The 17,729-nt window shown below is 42.3% G+C and carries 13 protein-coding genes and 1 pseudogene; 5 read left to right on the top strand and 9 right to left on the bottom strand.

Features of this window, described 5'->3' with window-relative positions:
* Nucleotides 1-9: 9 nt before the first annotated feature.
* The 5 genes from thrC to AC0L6N_RS16270 form a co-directional block, all read right to left on the bottom strand.
* Nucleotides 10-1,293, bottom strand: coding sequence for a threonine synthase (gene thrC / locus AC0L6N_RS16250; protein ID WP_473475992.1), 1,284 nt, complete (start codon nt 1,291-1,293; stop codon nt 10-12).
* A 48-nt stretch (nt 1,294-1,341) separates the two neighbouring features.
* Nucleotides 1,342-2,337 carry a homoserine kinase gene (gene thrB, locus AC0L6N_RS16255; protein ID WP_473475994.1) on the bottom strand — a complete coding sequence of 332 codons (996 nt, stop codon included), beginning with the start codon at nt 2,335-2,337 and terminating at the stop codon, nt 1,342-1,344.
* Nucleotides 2,337-4,799, bottom strand: coding sequence for a bifunctional aspartate kinase/homoserine dehydrogenase I (thrA, locus tag AC0L6N_RS16260; RefSeq protein WP_473475996.1), 2,463 nt, complete (start codon nt 4,797-4,799; stop codon nt 2,337-2,339). Before thrA ends, thrB begins: the two co-directional genes overlap by 1 nt.
* Nucleotides 4,800-5,514: 715 nt before the next feature.
* Nucleotides 5,515-6,900 carry a glucose-1-phosphate adenylyltransferase gene (gene glgC / locus AC0L6N_RS16265; RefSeq protein ID WP_473475998.1) on the bottom strand — a complete coding sequence of 462 codons (1,386 nt, stop codon included), beginning with the start codon at nt 6,898-6,900 and terminating at the stop codon, nt 5,515-5,517.
* An 87-nt stretch (nt 6,901-6,987) separates the two neighbouring features.
* A complete protein-coding gene (locus tag AC0L6N_RS16270) occupies nt 6,988-7,488 on the bottom strand; it encodes an Hsp20/alpha crystallin family protein (protein WP_473475999.1) in 501 nt (166 codons plus the stop codon).
* 727 nt (nt 7,489-8,215) lie between these two features.
* Between AC0L6N_RS16270 and AC0L6N_RS16275 the strand changes: the two genes are divergently transcribed.
* The 4 genes from AC0L6N_RS16275 to AC0L6N_RS16290 all read left to right on the top strand — a co-directional run bounded on the left by AC0L6N_RS16275 (nt 8,216) and on the right by AC0L6N_RS16290 (nt 13,233).
* On the top strand, nt 8,216-9,409 hold the full coding sequence (locus AC0L6N_RS16275; protein WP_473476001.1) for a GAF domain-containing sensor histidine kinase: 1,194 nt from the start codon (nt 8,216-8,218) through the stop codon (nt 9,407-9,409).
* 941 nt (nt 9,410-10,350) lie between these two features.
* A complete protein-coding gene (locus AC0L6N_RS16280; protein ID WP_011576311.1) occupies nt 10,351-11,592 on the top strand; it encodes a putative DNA modification/repair radical SAM protein in 1,242 nt (413 codons plus the stop codon).
* A 16-nt stretch (nt 11,593-11,608) separates the two neighbouring features.
* Nucleotides 11,609-12,403, top strand: coding sequence for a TIGR03915 family putative DNA repair protein (locus AC0L6N_RS16285; protein WP_473476004.1), 795 nt, complete (start codon nt 11,609-11,611; stop codon nt 12,401-12,403).
* Nucleotides 12,404-12,987: 584 nt separating this feature from the next.
* Complete coding sequence (locus tag AC0L6N_RS16290) at nt 12,988-13,233, top strand: DUF4235 domain-containing protein (RefSeq protein ID WP_473476006.1); 246 nt, start codon at nt 12,988-12,990, stop codon at nt 13,231-13,233.
* Nucleotides 13,234-13,494: 261 nt separating this feature from the next.
* Here AC0L6N_RS16290 and AC0L6N_RS16295 read toward each other — a convergent pair whose 3' ends face one another.
* Genes AC0L6N_RS16295 through AC0L6N_RS16305 form a run of 3 tightly spaced genes read right to left on the bottom strand, consistent with a single transcriptional unit; the run spans nt 13,495 to nt 14,900 of the window.
* Complete coding sequence (locus AC0L6N_RS16295) at nt 13,495-13,641, bottom strand: hypothetical protein (protein WP_473476008.1); 147 nt, start codon at nt 13,639-13,641, stop codon at nt 13,495-13,497.
* Between the two features lie 10 nt (nt 13,642-13,651).
* Entirely contained in the window at nt 13,652-14,641 is a 990-nt protein-coding gene (locus AC0L6N_RS16300) for a hypothetical protein (RefSeq protein ID WP_473476010.1), read from the bottom strand.
* A complete protein-coding gene (locus AC0L6N_RS16305) occupies nt 14,619-14,900 on the bottom strand; it encodes a hypothetical protein (RefSeq protein WP_473476013.1) in 282 nt (93 codons plus the stop codon). The genes AC0L6N_RS16300 and AC0L6N_RS16305 overlap by 23 nt, the downstream gene beginning before the upstream one ends.
* Nucleotides 14,901-15,236: 336 nt before the next feature.
* Here AC0L6N_RS16305 and AC0L6N_RS16310 point away from each other — a divergent pair.
* Nucleotides 15,237-15,631, top strand: a pseudogene (locus AC0L6N_RS16310) (transposase); the annotation flags it as partial.
* A 251-nt stretch (nt 15,632-15,882) separates the two neighbouring features.
* Here the strand turns inward: AC0L6N_RS16310 and AC0L6N_RS16315 are convergent.
* Nucleotides 15,883-17,715, bottom strand: a complete 1,833-nt coding sequence (locus tag AC0L6N_RS16315) for an ATP-dependent nuclease (RefSeq protein WP_473476014.1) — start codon at nt 17,713-17,715, stop codon at nt 15,883-15,885.
* Between the last annotated feature and the right edge of the window lie 14 nt (nt 17,716-17,729).

Consider the following 17,729-nt stretch of genomic DNA (forward strand, 5'->3'; position numbering starts at 1 on the left):
TATAACCGCTTAGCCTAGTAGGCTAAACAAGTGCTTTTTCAACACGTCATAATCGCTTGGTAAATCCACAGCGAAGCTTTCTTTGGTAGAACAGTCAACCAGAGGTTGCGGTAAACTAATCGGTTGCCCCAATACGTTTTCGACCGTTTCGCGGAACTTAGCAGGGTGCGCCGTACCAAGGAATATCCCTGTATCGCCTTCATCCATATGGCGAAGCAATGCTTTGTAAGCAATCGCCGCGTGAGGCTCTGTCACATAGCCTAACTGCGCAAGTTGACGCATAGCCACTTGGGTATAGTCTTCGTCGACCATGTCACCTGACAGTATTTCACGTGACAAATAACCTTGCTCGATGATGGCTTCAATACGCGGCCAGTTATTTGGTTGGCTAACATCCATCGCGTTAGACATGGTCGCTACTGTATCCTTGGGATCCCACTCACCGGTTTTCAAATAACGCGGCACGGTATCATTCAAGTTAGTAGCAGCCACAAAGTGCTTAACAGGTAAGCCCATGGTTTTCGCAATCATGCCTGCGGTCAAGTTACCGAAGTTGCCACTAGGCACTGAGATAACCAAATCATCACGCTGCTCTTTGCTTAGCTGAGAAACGGCTTCAAAGTAGTAACAAACCTGCGCGACTAAACGGCTAATGTTAATGGAGTTAGCAGAGTTAAGGTGCAAACCTTCACGCACTTCAACGTCATCAAACGCACTTTTCACCATTTGCTGACAAGCATCAAAGTCATCTTCAATCGAGACAGTGTGAATGTTGTCACCTAAGGTGGTGAATAGCTTCTCTTGCAGTGGGCTAATTTTGCCTTTCGGGAATAAGATAACCACATTGATGTTATCTAAACCATGGAATGCATGAGCAACGGCAGCGCCAGTATCACCAGAGGTAGCAGTCAAAATCGTGATTTTTTCGCCAGCGGCAATTTCGGTTAAACATTGAGCCATAAAGCGGCCGCCGAAATCTTTAAACGCCAGTGTCGGACCGTGGAATAACTCAAGGCTGTAAATATTATCTGTTACTTTTGCCAATGGCGCGTCAAATGCGAAAGCGCGCTCAACGATGCCCTGTAAACGATCTCTAGGGATTTCATCACCAATCAGCTGGCTTAAAATTTCAACCGAGCGTTCAACAAATGGCATATCAAGAATGGCATCGATATCATCAAATTTTGGCAAACTAGTAGGGAAATATAACCCTTGGTTTTTGCCTAACCCTTTTTTAACCGCTTGTGCAAAGCTGACTTTGTCCGAAGGGTCTTTTAAATTAACTAGTTCCACGTTTCTTACCTTATGTGCTTATTCAACTAAGCGTATTTTAATATTATGCTAGGCGCTGATGTCTTTTGCCACAGCACCTTGTTCATCAAGCTGACACACATGGCTAAAGCCGGTGTCATTTTGGATATAATTCTCTTGCAACCACGTACTGATGGTTTGCGCCTGTTCAAGGTTGTCGCACACGGCAAATACGGTTGGCCCAGATCCTGAAATACCAAACGCCATAGCGCCATTTTGCATCGCAAACTCACGTGACTCATCAAAGTGCGGCAATAAAGATTTGCGATACGGTTCTGCGATAACATCCGTCATCATACTCACCGCGAGCTTCTCGTCTTGGCGATAAAGCGCATCCACAAAAACAGCCAACTGACGGCCAAATTTCAACGTATTTGGCATAGACACCTGCTTCGGCAAAATATCTCTTGCCGCTGCGGTTGATACCGTAATACCTGAATAACACGCCACCCAATACCAATGTTTGAACGTTGGCAATTGTAAGGCAAGCGTATCGGCTTGTTCTGCCATTAAGGTCAAGCCACCTAAGTAACAGGGTGCGACATTATCATAATGCACACTGCCACTGATCTGACCTTCCAATTCGCCCATAATCAGCAGCAAATCATGTTGGTTAAATGGCACCTCGCCCAATAACTGGCCGTAAAATTCATTTAAACCATGCAGTGCGGCCACAACCGATGCCGCACTTGACCCTAAACCACTGCCAATAGGCAGATGTTTATGTAAGGTCATTTTGACTGGCGGCAGCTCGACGCCCTTTTCGCTCATCACTTTTACAAAGTGTTGATAGCAACGGGTCACTATGTTGGTGTCAGGATCCGCTGGTAATTTATGAGCAAAAGCACCTTCTACCGCAAGGCTAAACTCGTCAGCCAATTCAAGGTCAACTTCATCCCCAAGCACTGTGCCGTCAACGGGCTTCAACGCAGCACCTAGCAAATCAAAGCCTAAGCTAACATTACCTGTTGAAGCTGGGGCAAAAGCGCGAAGCGTTTTACCCATCATGTCATTTAATTCGCTCATTACACGTCTTGCTTCCATGGCATGGTTCTAAGTACATCAGCAAAAACACCTGCAGCTGTTACCGCAGCGCCCGCCCCATAACCACGTATTACGTAAGGAATAGGCTGATAATAATTACTGTGGATCGCCAACGCATTTTCGCCTTCTTTGATCACAAACAGAGGGTGATCTTCACCCACCGCCTGTATCGAGACTACGCATTTACCTTTGCTGATAGAGCCTACGTAACGCAGTACTTTGCCTTCTTCTTTGGCCGCGTTAACTTTATCTGTGTACAGGGCATCTAATTCAGGTAGCTTTGCCATGAACTCGTCGATGCTGCCGCTATCGTCAAAGTGCGATGGCAACACAGGCTCAATTTGAATGTCTTCAAGTTCAAGCCCTAAGTCAGCCTCGCGAGCCATAATTAATAATTTACGGGCCACATCCGTGCCGCTTAAATCATCACGCGGGTCTGGCTCAGTAAAGCCGTTCTTTTTAGCAATTTCAGTGGCTTGAGAAAGCGTTAGACCTTCATCTAACTTGCCAAAGACAAATGACAATGAACCTGACAAAATGCCTTCAAAGCGCTGAAGTTCATCCCCGGCGTAAATCAATTTTTGCAAGTTATCGATTACCGGTAAACCCGCGCCTACTGTGGTTTCATACAAGAACTGGCGATTGGTATTTTGCGCTGTTTCACGCAATTGCTGGTAATATGCGTAAGACGCAGTATTGGCTTTCTTGTTAGGCGTAACGACATGGAAGCCGCTATTCATTAACTCAACGTACAGCTCAGCAATCACTGTGCTGCTAGTGCAGTCAATCACCACCGGGTTTACCAAGCTGTTGCGCATCACAAAGTTTTGCAAAGCATCAACAGAAAGCGACTGCTCGCTAGCATTTAGCTGGCTTGTCCAATCGGCGCTTAAGTCCACTCCGCCCGCTTCTAATAAAAGTTTGCGGCTGTTGGCAATACCATAAATTTTCAAGCTTATGCCACGTTCGAGTAACACCGCTTGCTGGCGAGCAATTTGCCCGAGCAACTCTTTGCCGACCGTACCACAGCCCACTAAGAACACATCAATCGCGTGTAAATTTGAAAAGAAATTCTGGTGAACCACTTTCACTGCTTTTTTCGCTTTGCTGCTTTCAATTACCGTTGAAATTGAACGCTCAGACGAGCCCTGAGCAATCGCCACGTTGTTTACCCGCGCTTGCGCTAATGAGCTAAAGAACTTAGCCGCCAAGCCTTGTGAATGGCGCATACCGTCACCCACCAAGGTCACAATCGCTAAATCATGACGTACTTCAATTGGGTCGAGTAAGTTATTCGCTAACTCTAATGCAAACGAGTCTTCTAACAAGTCTTGAGCGCGGGTGGCATCTTTACTGTGAATACAAAAACTGATGCTGTACTCAGAAGAAGATTGCGTAATAAGGCTGATCGAGATATTCGCATTCGACATCACTTCAAATACACGGCTGGCCATACCAACCATGCCTTTCATACCTGGGCCCGCCACATTAAACATGGTCATGTCATCCAGATGCGAAATACCTTTAACGCTCGTCCATTTGGTGCTCTTTTCGTTGCTGATAAGCGTGCCAGGAGCCGCTGGGTTAAGCGTATTACGAATAAGGCAAGGAATGTGGTGCTGGGCAATCGGCCCGATGGTTTTCGGGTGAAGTACTTTCGCCCCGAAATAAGAAAGCTCCATGGCTTCTTGATAGGTCAGTTTGTCGAGCAATACCGCACCATCAACCTGGTTAGGATCGGCATTATAAACACCGTCAACGTCGGTCCAAATCTCACAACATTCGGCATCGATACACGCAGCTAGAATAGCGGCTGAATAATCAGAGCCATTGCGCCCTAGCGTGACTTTCTCACCTTCGGCATTTACGGCCACAAAGCCTGGCATAATAAGCACTACGTCGCCTGAGCTATCAACGTCACTAAAACGTGCTTTGCTCACGGCCACATCGGCGATGCTATCGAGGTAATCGCCTTCTGCTAAAATCAATTCAGCTGGGTCGATAATTTGGTTTTTGGTGCCAAGGGTGGTCAGTATCTGGCTGAAGATATTAACGCTCATGTACTCGCCAATGCTCAAAATCTTAGCGACCACAGATTCAGGCGCGCAGCGTAATAACGCAAAACCTTCAAGGTGTTGATTCAGCTCATTCAAAATGCGTTGAATGTAAGGGGCAAGTTCACTGTCATCGAATTCAGGTAGGGTATCTTTTAAATCATCTAAAATACCGAAAAGCACCATGTTCAGCTTAGCGAACAACTCGCCGTAATCTTTACCACTACCCGCTTCTTCACATAACAGAGATAGCGCATTGGTTACGCCTTTAGGGGCTGATAACACAACAGCTGCGCCGTTGCTTGCGTGGGTATCCAAACAGATATCTTTAACCCGTAAATAACGCTCTGCATCAGCTAATGACGAACCGCCAAACTTCAACACCTTCATTTATTTTGCTCCTCTGGTGGTTGTTTACGCAGGGCTTTCACCGCGTCGAAACAACCATTAATTAACTTTTTGCTGCGCTAAATAACAAAAAAGCCCGCTATATTTGCGGGCTTTATGTCTGTTTTATGTGCACAAGCCAGCGATCACCTCAAAGAGGTAATAATCATAATCATGCCGGTGGTGCTTGTTATTATTTTCGAATCTACGTTCATGGAGCTCAATTTGCCGTATAGACGTCTATATGTCAACCGTCTAGACGTCTTGTTTTGATATTTTTTATCCACAGATTAGATCTAAAGAAATAACGGAAGATTTAGTTGTTACTTAATAAAATCATACACTTAATGATTAATTGGGGCTAATAAGCGTGTGAAAGCGTGGATAATCGGTAAAATTCATAACCGCTTTATTTGTTACAGGCAGGAAAATAATAGCTTGAATGAGGTTCGCGCGTGTTTTTGTTGCTGCTTATTTAGCAAATAGTATCGTTAACACAGCCTATTTATATAGGCCTTGTTAACGGGGTATTACCTACTAGGTGTCACTTAATTGGAGTATTTCCACTTCACGCGCGATAGCTATAACCTATAACCTATAACCTATAACCTATAACTAGCGAGTTTTTTTTAACTTTACCGTTTTCCTATGGCCACAGCGCTTGTAATAAACCACGCGCCCATTCTTTCTATTTTTATGCTCTGAATAAAATCTAGCGTTAAGACGCAGAGCGACGACCTGTTTCCTTCTCGGGCACTTCTGCAAGCGGTTGGTTCGTCTTTCCACCTGCGGTTAGCCATTCGTCACCGCACAATTTAAGTATGTGCTTGGGCATCACATCGGGTTGTTCATTATCTATAAGGGTATCCAGCACTTTTTGCGTTACTAGTACAATCCCTTTTGGGGTGACGGTAAAGCCTTGTTGTTGAGCTATGTCTTTGTCATTCAGAACAAACTCAGCCGGTATATTTACCCCCTTATCCACAATCACGTTTTCTAGTTTAGCGCCAAAGCCGACTGTGACGTCAGGCAGCAACACGCATCTTTCTATTACAGCGCAAGGGTCGATTTTGCAGTTAGTAGACAATACCGATTGTTTGACACTGCAGCTGTCTAGACGACAACCCGAGCCGATGAGTACTTGCTTAATATCACACTTAGCCAAGTCAGAGCTGTTTGTGATCTCCACTGGGGAATTTGCGAACGCACTGCCCCATATCGGCCAGGCAGGGTCGGTAAAATTAAGCATGTCGCGGTTATTGAGTAAATCTAAGTGGGCACGCCAATAGCTGTCTAAGGTGCCAACATCTCGCCAATAAGGTATTTGATCGCCGCTAGGATCGCGAAAACGATGAGCGAAAACGCGATGCTGCTGAATAATGCTAGGGATCACATTCTTGCCAAAGTCATGTGCAGAATCAGCGACTTTCGCGTCTTTTTCTAACAATGAATACAACACATCAGCATTTACAACATAATTGCCCATCGACGCTAAGCAGTAATCTGGTGCATCAATTAACGCGTGAGGTGTATCAGGTTTCTCAGCAAATGCCGTAATGCGGCCATCACGCGCAGCACTGAGTACCCCGAGTTGTTTGGCAGCATTTTTAGTGGGCACTTCGATGCAAGACACCGTCATATCTGCGTTGTTATTCACATGGGTAGCTAACAGTTTACGGTAGTCCATTTGATAAACGTGATCACCCGAGAGGATCATCACATACTTAGGCGCTTTCCCCTTGATGTAGGCGATATTTTGAAAGCAAGCATCTGCAGTACCTTGATACCAACTCTGGTCATTTTGCTGGGAAGCAGGCAGCACATCAAAACAACCGCCGACATTGCTGTTCAAGCGTCCCCAATGGTTCATCAAGTGACGTATTAAGCATTGCGATTTATATTGTGTCAGCACGGCAATTTGATTCAACCCTGAGTTCACACAATTAGACAGAGGAAAATCAATAATTCGACAATGACTGCCAAACTCTAATACGGGTTTAGCACGCATCTCCGTTAGCCCATCAAGGCGCGAACCCTGACCGCCAGCAAGCACTAATACCAAGGTGTCTTTTACTACCGTTTGCATATCTGCTTCCACATTCATAACAAGCTCCGATAAAGGTCGTCCCTGACCAAGTGTTGTACTGTTCGTTAAGCGCTAACGCTTAGTAAATGAGTCACTTAGCGAACCTTAACCAGAAATTTCGATTTTTCGTTGCAGCTCTTGAGCTTTTACCGATTTCGGTAAAGTCACCTTGAGCAAGCCTTTTTTGAACTCGGCTTTTATTGCATCTTGGTCAACGCTTACCGGTAAACTGAAACTGCGTTGAAAGCTACCGTAGCTGCGCTCCATAATGTGAATGTTGTCGTCCTTGTCAGCTTCATTTTCGTAATTCTTCTGACCGCTTAAAGTCAAGATGCCGTCGGATAAATCTAAGGTAATGTCGTCATTATCAAGGCCGGGCAACTCGGCGGTTAAGGTATACGCTTTTTTGTTCTCAGTGATATCAACCTTTGGATCCACAAAATCTAGTTTGCTTTCGCCCTTTGCTGGTGTCTCTCGTACGAACGGAAAATGCGAACTGAAGTTTTGCACAAAATCATCCAGAAAATGTTGGCCAAACAAATGAGGAAACTGGCCGGAAGGTTTTTTGTCAGTAGAACGATTCGTTAAGTTGATATTACTCATCATCAATCTCCTATCAAAAATTTGAATGGGGTTGGCTGATAAGCTTGCTAACACGACATCGCCTATCAGCTCATAAAATTAAACTCGATTTTATTGATCCTCATCTTGATCCAGATCAATATTCATTGTTGTTTTATTGAGCGCTTGTAAATCATTATAAAAACACAGGATGAATGATTAGATTGGAAGGATGGAAGGATGGAAGGGGATTAAGGGGATAAGGGGATAAGGGGATAAGCAGCGAGCATAAATTGAGACCGTTTTTGATAAAACGTTACCTTTTAGTACTAAGCGTTGGGCTTTGCCTGAAAATAAATGTATAAGTAACACTGCTTCACCCAGAGCCAATATACCGAGTGCCGCCACCTAAAACCCTGACCTGCCCCATGAAATTTAAGTAATGTCTTAATGCAATATGTTTGCGAAACTTGTGTCAAATACCTTGAAAAATGAACTTGCGAACAGACTTGGTAAAGTGGCCATACATATAAACGCTAACTGACAATATCAACAATTTTTTCTCTCAAAGAGAGACTTGAGATGAAGTAAACGGTTTAATGTCATTTAAGAAGTCATTTGGTTTTACTAAATATCCCGCCGAAGTGGCAGAGCGGTTAAACCGCCGACATTTATGACTAAAAATCTTCAGTGATTTATCGACCATAGAATGACAATATATACAGGTCGTAAACAGTCATAAGCCAAAAGAGCGAAAAGCAAAGAGTACGTAATGAACGCGTTAATTGAAAAAGACATTCAGACTATCCAGTCTATAGAAGCTGTGCCGCATATAATGAAGATGCTGTCAGATGCCACCGGATTGCGCTTCATTTGTATTGCACGGGTTACAGATGAGAAGTGGACGACCTGCGCGGTATTCGATCAAGTTAACTTCAACCTTCTTCCTGGTGACGAGCTTGATATATCAACCACCTTTTGCATTCAGGTAAAAAGGTCAACTCAGCCGATTGTTATTGAACATGCTTTAAAAGATGATCACTACAGCAAAAGCGAAATTCCAATCATGTATGGGTTTGAAAGCTACTTTTCGTTTCCCATTTACAATAAAGACGGTGATTTTTTCGGCACGCTGTGCGGTTTAGATCCCCTACCGATAAAGTTGAAAACGGTTGAGATTCAACAACAAATTAAGTCATTCGCTGAGTTGATTTCTCGCCAGATTGAAGTTGACGAACAGCTTATCACTGCCCAATCCGAGTTATTCAACGAGAAAGCAGCGGCCAAACTTCAAGAGCAGTACATTGCCATTCTAGGGCACGACTTAAGAACGCCATTATCTGCTTTGACTATGGGGGTCAGTTTTTTAAAAGATCAAGTAACGGACGCCACCTCTCAAAAAATACTCGCACGCATGGACAGCAGCGCAACAAGAATGAAACGCTTGATTAGCGATGTGATGGACCTAACCCGAGGTAAAATGGGTAACGGCATGCAGTTAAACGTTAAGACGGTGAACAACCTAGAAGATATTCTTACCCATACCGTTGATGAGCTCTCTGGGCTGCACCCCCAGCGTGAAATACAGACTCACATTGATATTAAGGGCTCGGTTAACTGCGACCCTGAGCGAATCGCCCAGTTGCTATCTAACCTGTTAATCAACGCCATTGTGCATGGCGATCCACAGCAAGCTATTGAGGTGACATCACAGATAGAGAGCGGACTATTCTCACTGAGCGTGAGTAATGGCGGCGAGCCAATAAAACCAGAGGTGATTGATAAACTGTTTCAACCTTTTTGGCGCAATGAAAGCAACAAGCAAACCGGCGGCCTAGGTTTGGGTTTGTTCATTGCTTCCCAAATCACCTCTGCTCATGACGGTACATTATCCGTTTGCTCAGACGACAGCAGAACGACGTTCACGTTTCAGGCAACTATTGGCATGAATGCGCTTGAAGGTTAGTGAATGATGATGTCTAGCGCGTCTGTTGTTTTTTCTGCTTTTTATTAACTCACCTGTTAAAACGACTAACAAATCTTGAATAGGGCTGTCATCAGCCCTGCCCAATACGACTTGATAAAGGCATATCGTGCCGCCCCCATGTATTACACTGGAATGCCATTTTGACTCCCAGATAAAACTAAGAGAAAACCTGCTCAAAGCACGAGAGAAAATTCAAGCGACCTAGCTAACGCTTTCAAAACGACACGGCGTAAGCAACACCAATATAAAACGTATCCAATCAACGCTATAAACACGAGCCTAAAAGAAACACTGTAAACTCGATAGGTGACACTGCGCCCTACCCTATCTTTGAAACTAGCAGAGCGATAGCCAAAAAGGGATAACGTCGCTATTAAAATGCGCTTGAAGCTCCCCTAACAAACACATTTCATAACTACCTAAACCTAGGCGCTTGCCTAACAACTGACTTAGCGCGCCCCTGCCTTCTCAGCGCTCAATATTCCTGTCAAAACCCCCAATCAGCCTGATTTAAAGTACTTAAATTCTTGTTGTTGGAATATCCACCTTGAAGTCGGTCTGAGCTATTACGAGATTTTAAATACGGATGTATTTGTAACTTTGTTGAAAGTGAGTTCGGTTGCAAAGGTGTTGAAAAAGAATGTGTATAACAGGCCCTTTAGGTTAAGGGCTGTGATGGGGTAAGCAGTGATAGGGTCTGAGTACTTTTTGCGGCAACCGTCTCGCCTATTAAAAAGCATTATGCCCCTTTTTATTAATAATCCTTTTAATTTAGAATGCAAATTGTACTGTATATTTATACATGATATAAACACTAAGATAATTTGAAAACTAAATAACTGATACACACGTGTTGTTTCATCATTTCTGACAGAATCGACCGCTTTTGTGTATTTGCTAAGAGAAAGTAATAATCTGCGATGCATGACAAACTGATTCAAAAACTCGAAATCCTCTCAGATGCAGCTAAGTACGATGCATCATGTGCAAGCGGTACGGCTGGTAAACGCAAGGCTGGGAAAACTGATAAAACGGGCATTGGTTCGCTTACTGGCGGTACAGGAATATGCCACAGTTTTACCCCTGATGGGCGCTGTGTCTCTTTACTAAAGATACTAATGACGAACTACTGTATTTACGATTGTCACTATTGTATCAATAGAGTATCAAGCAGTGTTCAACGTGCTCGTTTCACTGTGAAAGAAACGGTAGATTTGACACTGAATTTTTATAAGCGCAACTACATCGAAGGCTTGTTTCTTAGCTCAGGTATCGTCGGTTCCCCAGACCTTACAATGGAAAGCATGGTACGTATTGCAAAGTCGTTACGTATCGATCACGGGTTCAAGGGGTATATACACCTTAAAACAATTCCCAATGCCTCGCCGGAACTACAGGCTGAAGCGGGTTTATATGCCGACAGGCTAAGCATTAATGTAGAAATGCCGACCCAGCCTTCATTAAATAAATACGCGCCAGAAAAAGATCTCGGCGCTATCCATAGTTCGATGAATACTCTAAAAGACAAAATAGCCGAGCATAAAGTAGACAAAACGCATACCGGTAAACGTCCTCCTCGCTTTGCCCCTGGCGGACAGTCTACTCAAATGATCATAGGGGCCGATGGCTCAAACGATAAAGTCATTTTGGGAACGAGTGTTAAACTTTATAGCCAACAGAAGCTACGCCGCGTTTATTACTCTGCCTTCTCGCCAATACCAGATGCGTCTGAGGTTTTACCGCTCAAGCCAGCGCCTTTGATCCGCGAGCACCGTCTTTATCAGGCTGATTGGCTATTGCGTTTTTATGGCTTTAATCTTGATGAAATCTTGCACGATGACATGCTTGATATGGACCATGACCCTAAACTCGCGTGGGCATTGCGCAATCGTCATGTATTCCCAATTGATTTGAATAAAGCCGACAAACTAATGTTGTTACGAGTACCTGGTCTTGGTGCGCGCACCGTACAAAAAATTGTAGCGATCCGCCGTTATACAAAACTTAACTGGATGGATCTCACTAAAATGCGTCTGCCATTACAAAAGCTAAAACCTTTTATTACTGTGAATGATTACTCACCTGCAATTCACTTACTCGATAGCAATAATTTTGAGCTGCAGTTCAAACAGCCGAAACAGTTTGAGCTCTTCGGCGCCTAAATAAAGTAGCCTCAACATGAAAACAATTACCATCACTTCCGTGCCCGGCTATAACGAGTGGCGCAAAGCATCAAGAGAATGTTTAGCGCAAGCTATCTCCCCTGAAAACATTATTTGGCAAACGTCAGAGTCAATACAGGACGACTTGTTTGGGCATCCTGAAGAGAGTATTGCGGCCCCTAAAGGGCAGATGAAACACACTATTCCCAAGTCAATACTAATGCTTTTTAAATATGCGCTGTGTCATCGAGATGCAAGCCGCTTTGCACTGTGTTATCGGGTTTTATGGCGCGTTATTTTCGAGAACAAAAACCTTATTCAGCTAAAAACTGACGAAGATATAATGCAGCTTGTTACCTTAGCCAAAGCGGTAAAACGTGATGCGTACAAAATGAGTGCTTTTTTAAGATTTAGAGAAGTTGCGCTTGACGGACAAGAGCATTTTATCGCTTGGTATGAACCCGAGCATTTCAGCTTAGAGGTTAAACTCGACTTCTTCCAAACTCGCTTTAAAAATATGCGCTGGTCGATACTGACGCCTTATCGGGCTGCTCATTGGGACACTGAAAAGTTAGTGTTAGAAGATAATCCCGACCCGAGTGTGTGTCCTGATGAAGACCGTATCGAAAAATATTGGCTCACTTATTACACTAATATATTTAACCCCGCCCGTATCAAAAAGAGCGCGATGCTAAGCTCAATGCCCAAAAAGTACTGGAAGAATATGCCTGAAACAGCACTAATTGACGATATGATTCGAAATTCAGATGCAAGAGCTCGCAAGATGATAACAGATGGGAATAAACGCTAAGTTCGATGATATGTATAACAATTTGAGTTCTTCGATAGCGTTGGATTTCGGGCGATATAATGACGTGATATAAAGAGAGGTGATATAAAGACGCCATAATAAGGATGGTCAATTTTAAGCCTAAACGACACTCGATTTATGTCTCATAACGAACACATTCCCTACACATCTTGTAGCCTAGCTTCTTACCTAAAGGCTGACCTTAAACGCCATTTTTTCCTCAAAGCACAGTATTCCAGTAAAAATCCTCAATTGACCTGACTTAAAGTCCTCAACTCTTCTTGTAGGAAACTCCACCTTGAAGTAGGTGAGATTTAATAAGTCGTTTTAACTATGGGTGTCTCTGTCAGTTGATCAAAAGAAGAGAGTCCTTTACTTGAGAAATATTTACAATATTACCCGTAAGATAGTTAGCGAATTTTTGCTAAAGCGATTGTGATGACGCAAAAACACATTTTTCTTTTTCGTTGTAATCAGCCTACAAGCTGTATTACAACTGCAACTCGAACAATAACGTCAGAAATTGACAAAGTAGGTCTATGGTTTGCACTGAAATATTAACTCACAATCTGAAGGGGTACATTATGAGCAACAAACAATTTATCACGAACGTAGGTATTGGACTTGCCGCCGCATCGGCAGGGATTCTAGCAAGAAAAACACTACAAAAATCGTGGGAAAAGGTGACTAACGAACCCACCCCGAAAGACAAGGAAAGTGAAAACACTGACCTTAAAGAGGCTGTAACGTGGGCAGTAGTGTCAGGCATTGGTGCTGGTCTTGCTAGAATGGCGGTTCAATATGTAATCGACAAACGCCAGTCAAAATAACGCGATGAAACCCTTAGCCTTTAAGGTACAGGCACTTACAAGATGCATCTAACCAAGACAGGCATGTTTCTTTGCTCAGTGTACTAGCCCAGAAATACGTTTTTAACCGGCCAATTATGCCTGTCTCAATAGTCTTCAGTAAAAATCCTCAATCGCTCTGACTTAGAGTATATCAACCCTTCTTGTAGGAAACTCCACCTCTAAGAGGAGTGAATTATTACGAAATTTTAATTATGGATGTCAATTTCAGTTAGCAAGTTGTTAGTTTGCTCGCTGGTAACGAATTCGGCACCAGCCTACTTTATCAGGTATCGACTCACAACCAAGAACCTCCCAAATTCCTACTTCTTCGAGTTCGCGTTTCTCCTCTTCACACCTTTCACAGGGTATGTCTTTTGTATACTCCATTTTATCTTCCTTAAGTGAGGCCACAAACTAAAGAGCGATGTGCTTCAAGCACAGCTGAATAGGTGTTTTTACTACCATCAACGTTAGCTATGCCTGCGAAATACAGCTTTAATGCCTCTTGCCTGTTGGCTGATGTTTTATCCGATTCATAGGTCTGCCACTTTTCGTTTATTTCGCTTTCCAAACCATTCAAAAGATTTGCAGCAGAGGCAGCTTCTATGACTTGCGGCCATTTTTCATCGGCGAGAAAAGATGCACATTTTAATGTGTGTAGCGCTGATTGATTTTGTCTTGCTAACTCTTCCCGATATTTTGCAATCGAGTTTTGAGCTTTATCCTCAAATCCACTTTGAATAAAGCCTTTTGTTGCCATAATTTTGGCCGCGGTGCCAGTAGCAAAATATTGACCAACTTTGAGGCCCGCGGGGTTAGGGTCTATTGCAGTTCCTGCTGGAATAGTAGTATCTATACTGGCAATCACTGAGGGGTAAACGTCAACTTCCTCATCTCCATCGCCACTCGAACCTAAAGGAATGTAGGATGCTTCTATACGTTTATATCCGATATTTATTGATGGATTATCTTGTGTTATCCCTATTTTAAAGCCGAGGTTAGTGCTAGTTCCAAAAAACATCCCCTCTTTTTCACCTTTTAGTTCTTCAGATTCATCGGTGGTGTAGTTGTAATTTGTAGCACGAGATGTAACTAAGTTTGCCGCAACTCCTGTGGCATAGAGCTGTTGGACTTGCGGAGAGAATAAACCTCCATCAGTTCTAATTGATGAAACTACAGGAGGTAGCGCACCATTCTCATAGGCTGGTGCTAAATACCCCTCAACTCTGCTATAGCCGACATTAACCTCTGCTGGCGTTGTTTCTATTTCCGCAATACTGAGTGATGTTTTAGTTATAAAGACAACTTCTTCTGTTGATGTACATGCTACTACCGTCCCTAACAAAATTAGAATTGCTGTAAGCTTATTGATTCTCAGGAATCTCATTTTGACTTTCCTTTATATTGTCCATTAAGATCAAGACGTCGTTTTTTATCTTTATCGTTGTTTCTTTTGTGTAGCCTAGACCAATACCAGTGCTTATAGGGTTAGTACTGAAAAGAATTCCAACGTTCGATAATTCAGCCAATTGGCCTCCGGTGTCTTCGTCGCCCTCATCGATATCAAGGGTTAAATCTACAAATCCAATAACGCGCTTTTTTCCTTCGTCATTTACGAAACTTACCGCGCACCCTGAAGTATTCAATAAAACAACGAATAGCAGGCATGAACATATATTCCTTTGGTAACTATTGGCCAAGTAGACATTGAGGTTATACATTGATAAGCGAGTTTATAACTGGCAACTTGTTAGTGAAGTGACCGTTCTGTGGGATTTTCGGTCGATAGAAAGCTTGGCTAGACATTTAAAACTCCTTTTTAAATTGAACACAATCCTCGTGTTTATTAAACGTATAGATTAAAAAATAGTCAAATTTTCTTAGGGCTGATTACATAGGAAATGGGTGTCTGAAGTTTTTACTTTCTAAGTTAAGGCCACTCAAGCCCATGATAAATATAAAAATCACCTATGATAATAATCCCTGAAACATCAAAGCACACTAGTATCAAGAAACGGATTCACACCATTAAAAAGCAACGGTCACAACCAGCGTTTTAATGCCCTTTTTGGGGAATCCTCGTAAAAATATGCCTCGAGGTATTGCGTATTCACTCAAAGACTATTGTGAATTAGTAGACACGACAGGCTGATGCATTCGTGATGATAAGGCGGGTCATATAGATAACATTCACAGCCCTATTCTACAAAGATTAGGATTAGATTCTGCTCAATGTTCAACATTAGCCACTAAGTTTGAAAAACACTTATGCTACGCCTCAGGTGCGAAGCAAATGATGAATGCGTTCAAGCGCCACACCCATCATCAACGGCTGCGAGGAATGACGAAAGCGAAGGAGCTGTTAAAGCGCGCCTAAATCAATTTCGAACAGTACAATCATGCATATCTTGTAGCGTTGACGCTTGTCTAAAAACTGACCTTAAACGCCGTTTCCTTCCTCAACGCTCAATACTCCATTGAAAATCATTAATCGGTCTGACTTAAAGTGCATCAACTTTTCTTGTAGGGAGTTCCACCTTGAAGTAGGAAAAAATAGTAGGTTATTTTAAAGATGGATGTCTCTGCAACTTCTCTGTAACTTTCTCTGTAACTCCTACTGTTTGAAGTCTATTCTTCACACATAGTGATTATCTCACCGACTATTGTCCTAAGATCATCACAGACCTCATCTTCAGCAATAGTCTGAATATACTCCTCTTTGTCGAACTTCACTTTAAAGTGGCGCTTAATCTGCTCGAAAACAGGCTTAACATCATTACTAAAGAGAGCCTGCGTATTTCCTTCTCTATCTGAGTTTTTATAATTTTCTGGTACAACCAAACCGTGCTTTTCTATAAGGTATTGATTTACGTCGTCAACATCTTTGGTTATTTCTGGATTTTTACATTTACTGGTAATGTAGCGACTTATAGCCTCCGGTATAACAAGGTAGTTCTCGATTTCTCTTCTTCTCAGAGTTCTATATCTCATAATAATATGCTTTTTAGAGTCATCATATTGAGCATTATTTCCATTTTCATGCAATTGCGCAGAGGTAGTCGAGTAATTCTGATCATCCAAGTCACGAAGGCTATAAGCGCAAATAGGCTGACCAGTTTCATGAAGTATTTTTTGATTTAGTTCTATGATTAATGTTTTTCTTTCTTTATGTTTTTTATTAGTAACCCACACTACCAAGTTTTGTGGCCAATTATTTCCTAAACTTCGGCATACCGATTGAAGAATACGAGCATCGCTATGATTTTCAACTAGCAGTATTCTTTTATACTCTACAATAGAATCAAGTAGTGGAAAATACTTGCTACCAAGCCCTTCTAGGACCAAAACTTTTTGCTCATTGTTTTTTAGATAACAGGCCCTTGAGTCATCTACATGTAGCACTTTTTGATAATTCATGATTTTAATCAAGTCAGAACTATGGCTTACCATAAGAATTTGTTTGTTATTTTGCTCACAAATCTTCTCTAACTTTTCTATTAAAAGTGCTTGAAGAGAGGAATGTAAATGAGCGTCGGGTTCATCTAGCAAAAGAATGTCATTGTTTTTATCTAAAGCTAGCGCAAAGACACTTAACCATTGAAGAAAGCCACTTCCCTCAACCATCAAGTCTCGCTTACTAGTAGCTTGTTTTTCCTTTTCTAAAGTATTTGGATTTTTAATCAAATCTATTACGTCAACAGTTACAAAGTTATGAAACTGGCTGTCAAAATCATGTACATAAAGTTGCACGTGAAAAACTTCAGATAATATTTTTTTTAACTGTCGCCATTCTGTATCTACTTTCCAAAGAACTTCTTGATCTGCTTTTGTTAGCCTCTTTTTTTTCGGATAAAGCTCCTTTCTCTTTTTGTCGATAACGGCTTCGTGATCTTTATGCAAATCAAGCAGCAAGTTCCGAATTACAGCGCCTGCTTGACCTTTGCCAATAAGCTTCCTCCTATCTGCTACTGAAAGCCAACTTTCACTTTCACTCATTCCCCCAAAAGGAGGGAGGTATGCGATAGTTGGGATTTTATCGAAGCCAGAGAGGTTCGAATCGGACATTTTTATAGCGAAGTTGTTGCCGTTTAGCGTGTATGCCAACTCAAGAAAAAGTGAGTTACCGTCACTATTCTTCCAACCAACTTTTATTTTAAGTCGATAAGCCCCATTTGCTTTCTGGTCTTTCCAAAGATATTTTAAAGAAGGGATGCTAATAGGAGAAAAGGATTCTGGAGCGATTCCAAGACCTTTACCTTCTACATTGTAATCTTGAAGAAGTGACTGAGTACCGCGATAATTAATTAGAAGAATCTTTGCATACTCCCACACAGCTAAAGCATGTAATAAACTAGTTTTTCCAGAGTTGTTGACTCCAGATACTAGAGTTACACCTTCTTCTTTTAGATCGACTTCAATTTCTTCAAATTTTTTAAAGTTTGTTAAGGTAATAAGATTCAACGTATACATCCTTG

It is taken from the genome of Paraglaciecola sp. G1-13 (assembly GCF_055809255.1).

Coding starts and splice junctions, on each gene's coding strand:
- thrB (WP_473475994.1), bottom strand. CDS start 2,337: ATGAGCGAATTAAATGACATGATGGGTAAAACGCTTCGCGCTTTTGCC.
- thrA (WP_473475996.1), bottom strand. CDS start 4,799: ATGAAGGTGTTGAAGTTTGGCGGTTCGTCATTAGCTGATGCAGAGCGT.
- glgC (WP_473475998.1), bottom strand. CDS start 6,900: ATGAATGTGGAAGCAGATATGCAAACGGTAGTAAAAGACACCTTGGTA.
- AC0L6N_RS16270 (WP_473475999.1), bottom strand. CDS start 7,488: ATGATGAGTAATATCAACTTAACGAATCGTTCTACTGACAAAAAACCT.
- AC0L6N_RS16275 (WP_473476001.1), top strand. CDS start 8,216: ATGAACGCGTTAATTGAAAAAGACATTCAGACTATCCAGTCTATAGAA.
- AC0L6N_RS16280 (WP_011576311.1), top strand. CDS start 10,351: ATGCATGACAAACTGATTCAAAAACTCGAAATCCTCTCAGATGCAGCT.
- AC0L6N_RS16285 (WP_473476004.1), top strand. CDS start 11,609: ATGAAAACAATTACCATCACTTCCGTGCCCGGCTATAACGAGTGGCGC.
- AC0L6N_RS16290 (WP_473476006.1), top strand. CDS start 12,988: ATGAGCAACAAACAATTTATCACGAACGTAGGTATTGGACTTGCCGCC.
- AC0L6N_RS16295 (WP_473476008.1), bottom strand. CDS start 13,641: ATGGAGTATACAAAAGACATACCCTGTGAAAGGTGTGAAGAGGAGAAA.
- AC0L6N_RS16300 (WP_473476010.1), bottom strand. CDS start 14,641: ATGAGATTCCTGAGAATCAATAAGCTTACAGCAATTCTAATTTTGTTA.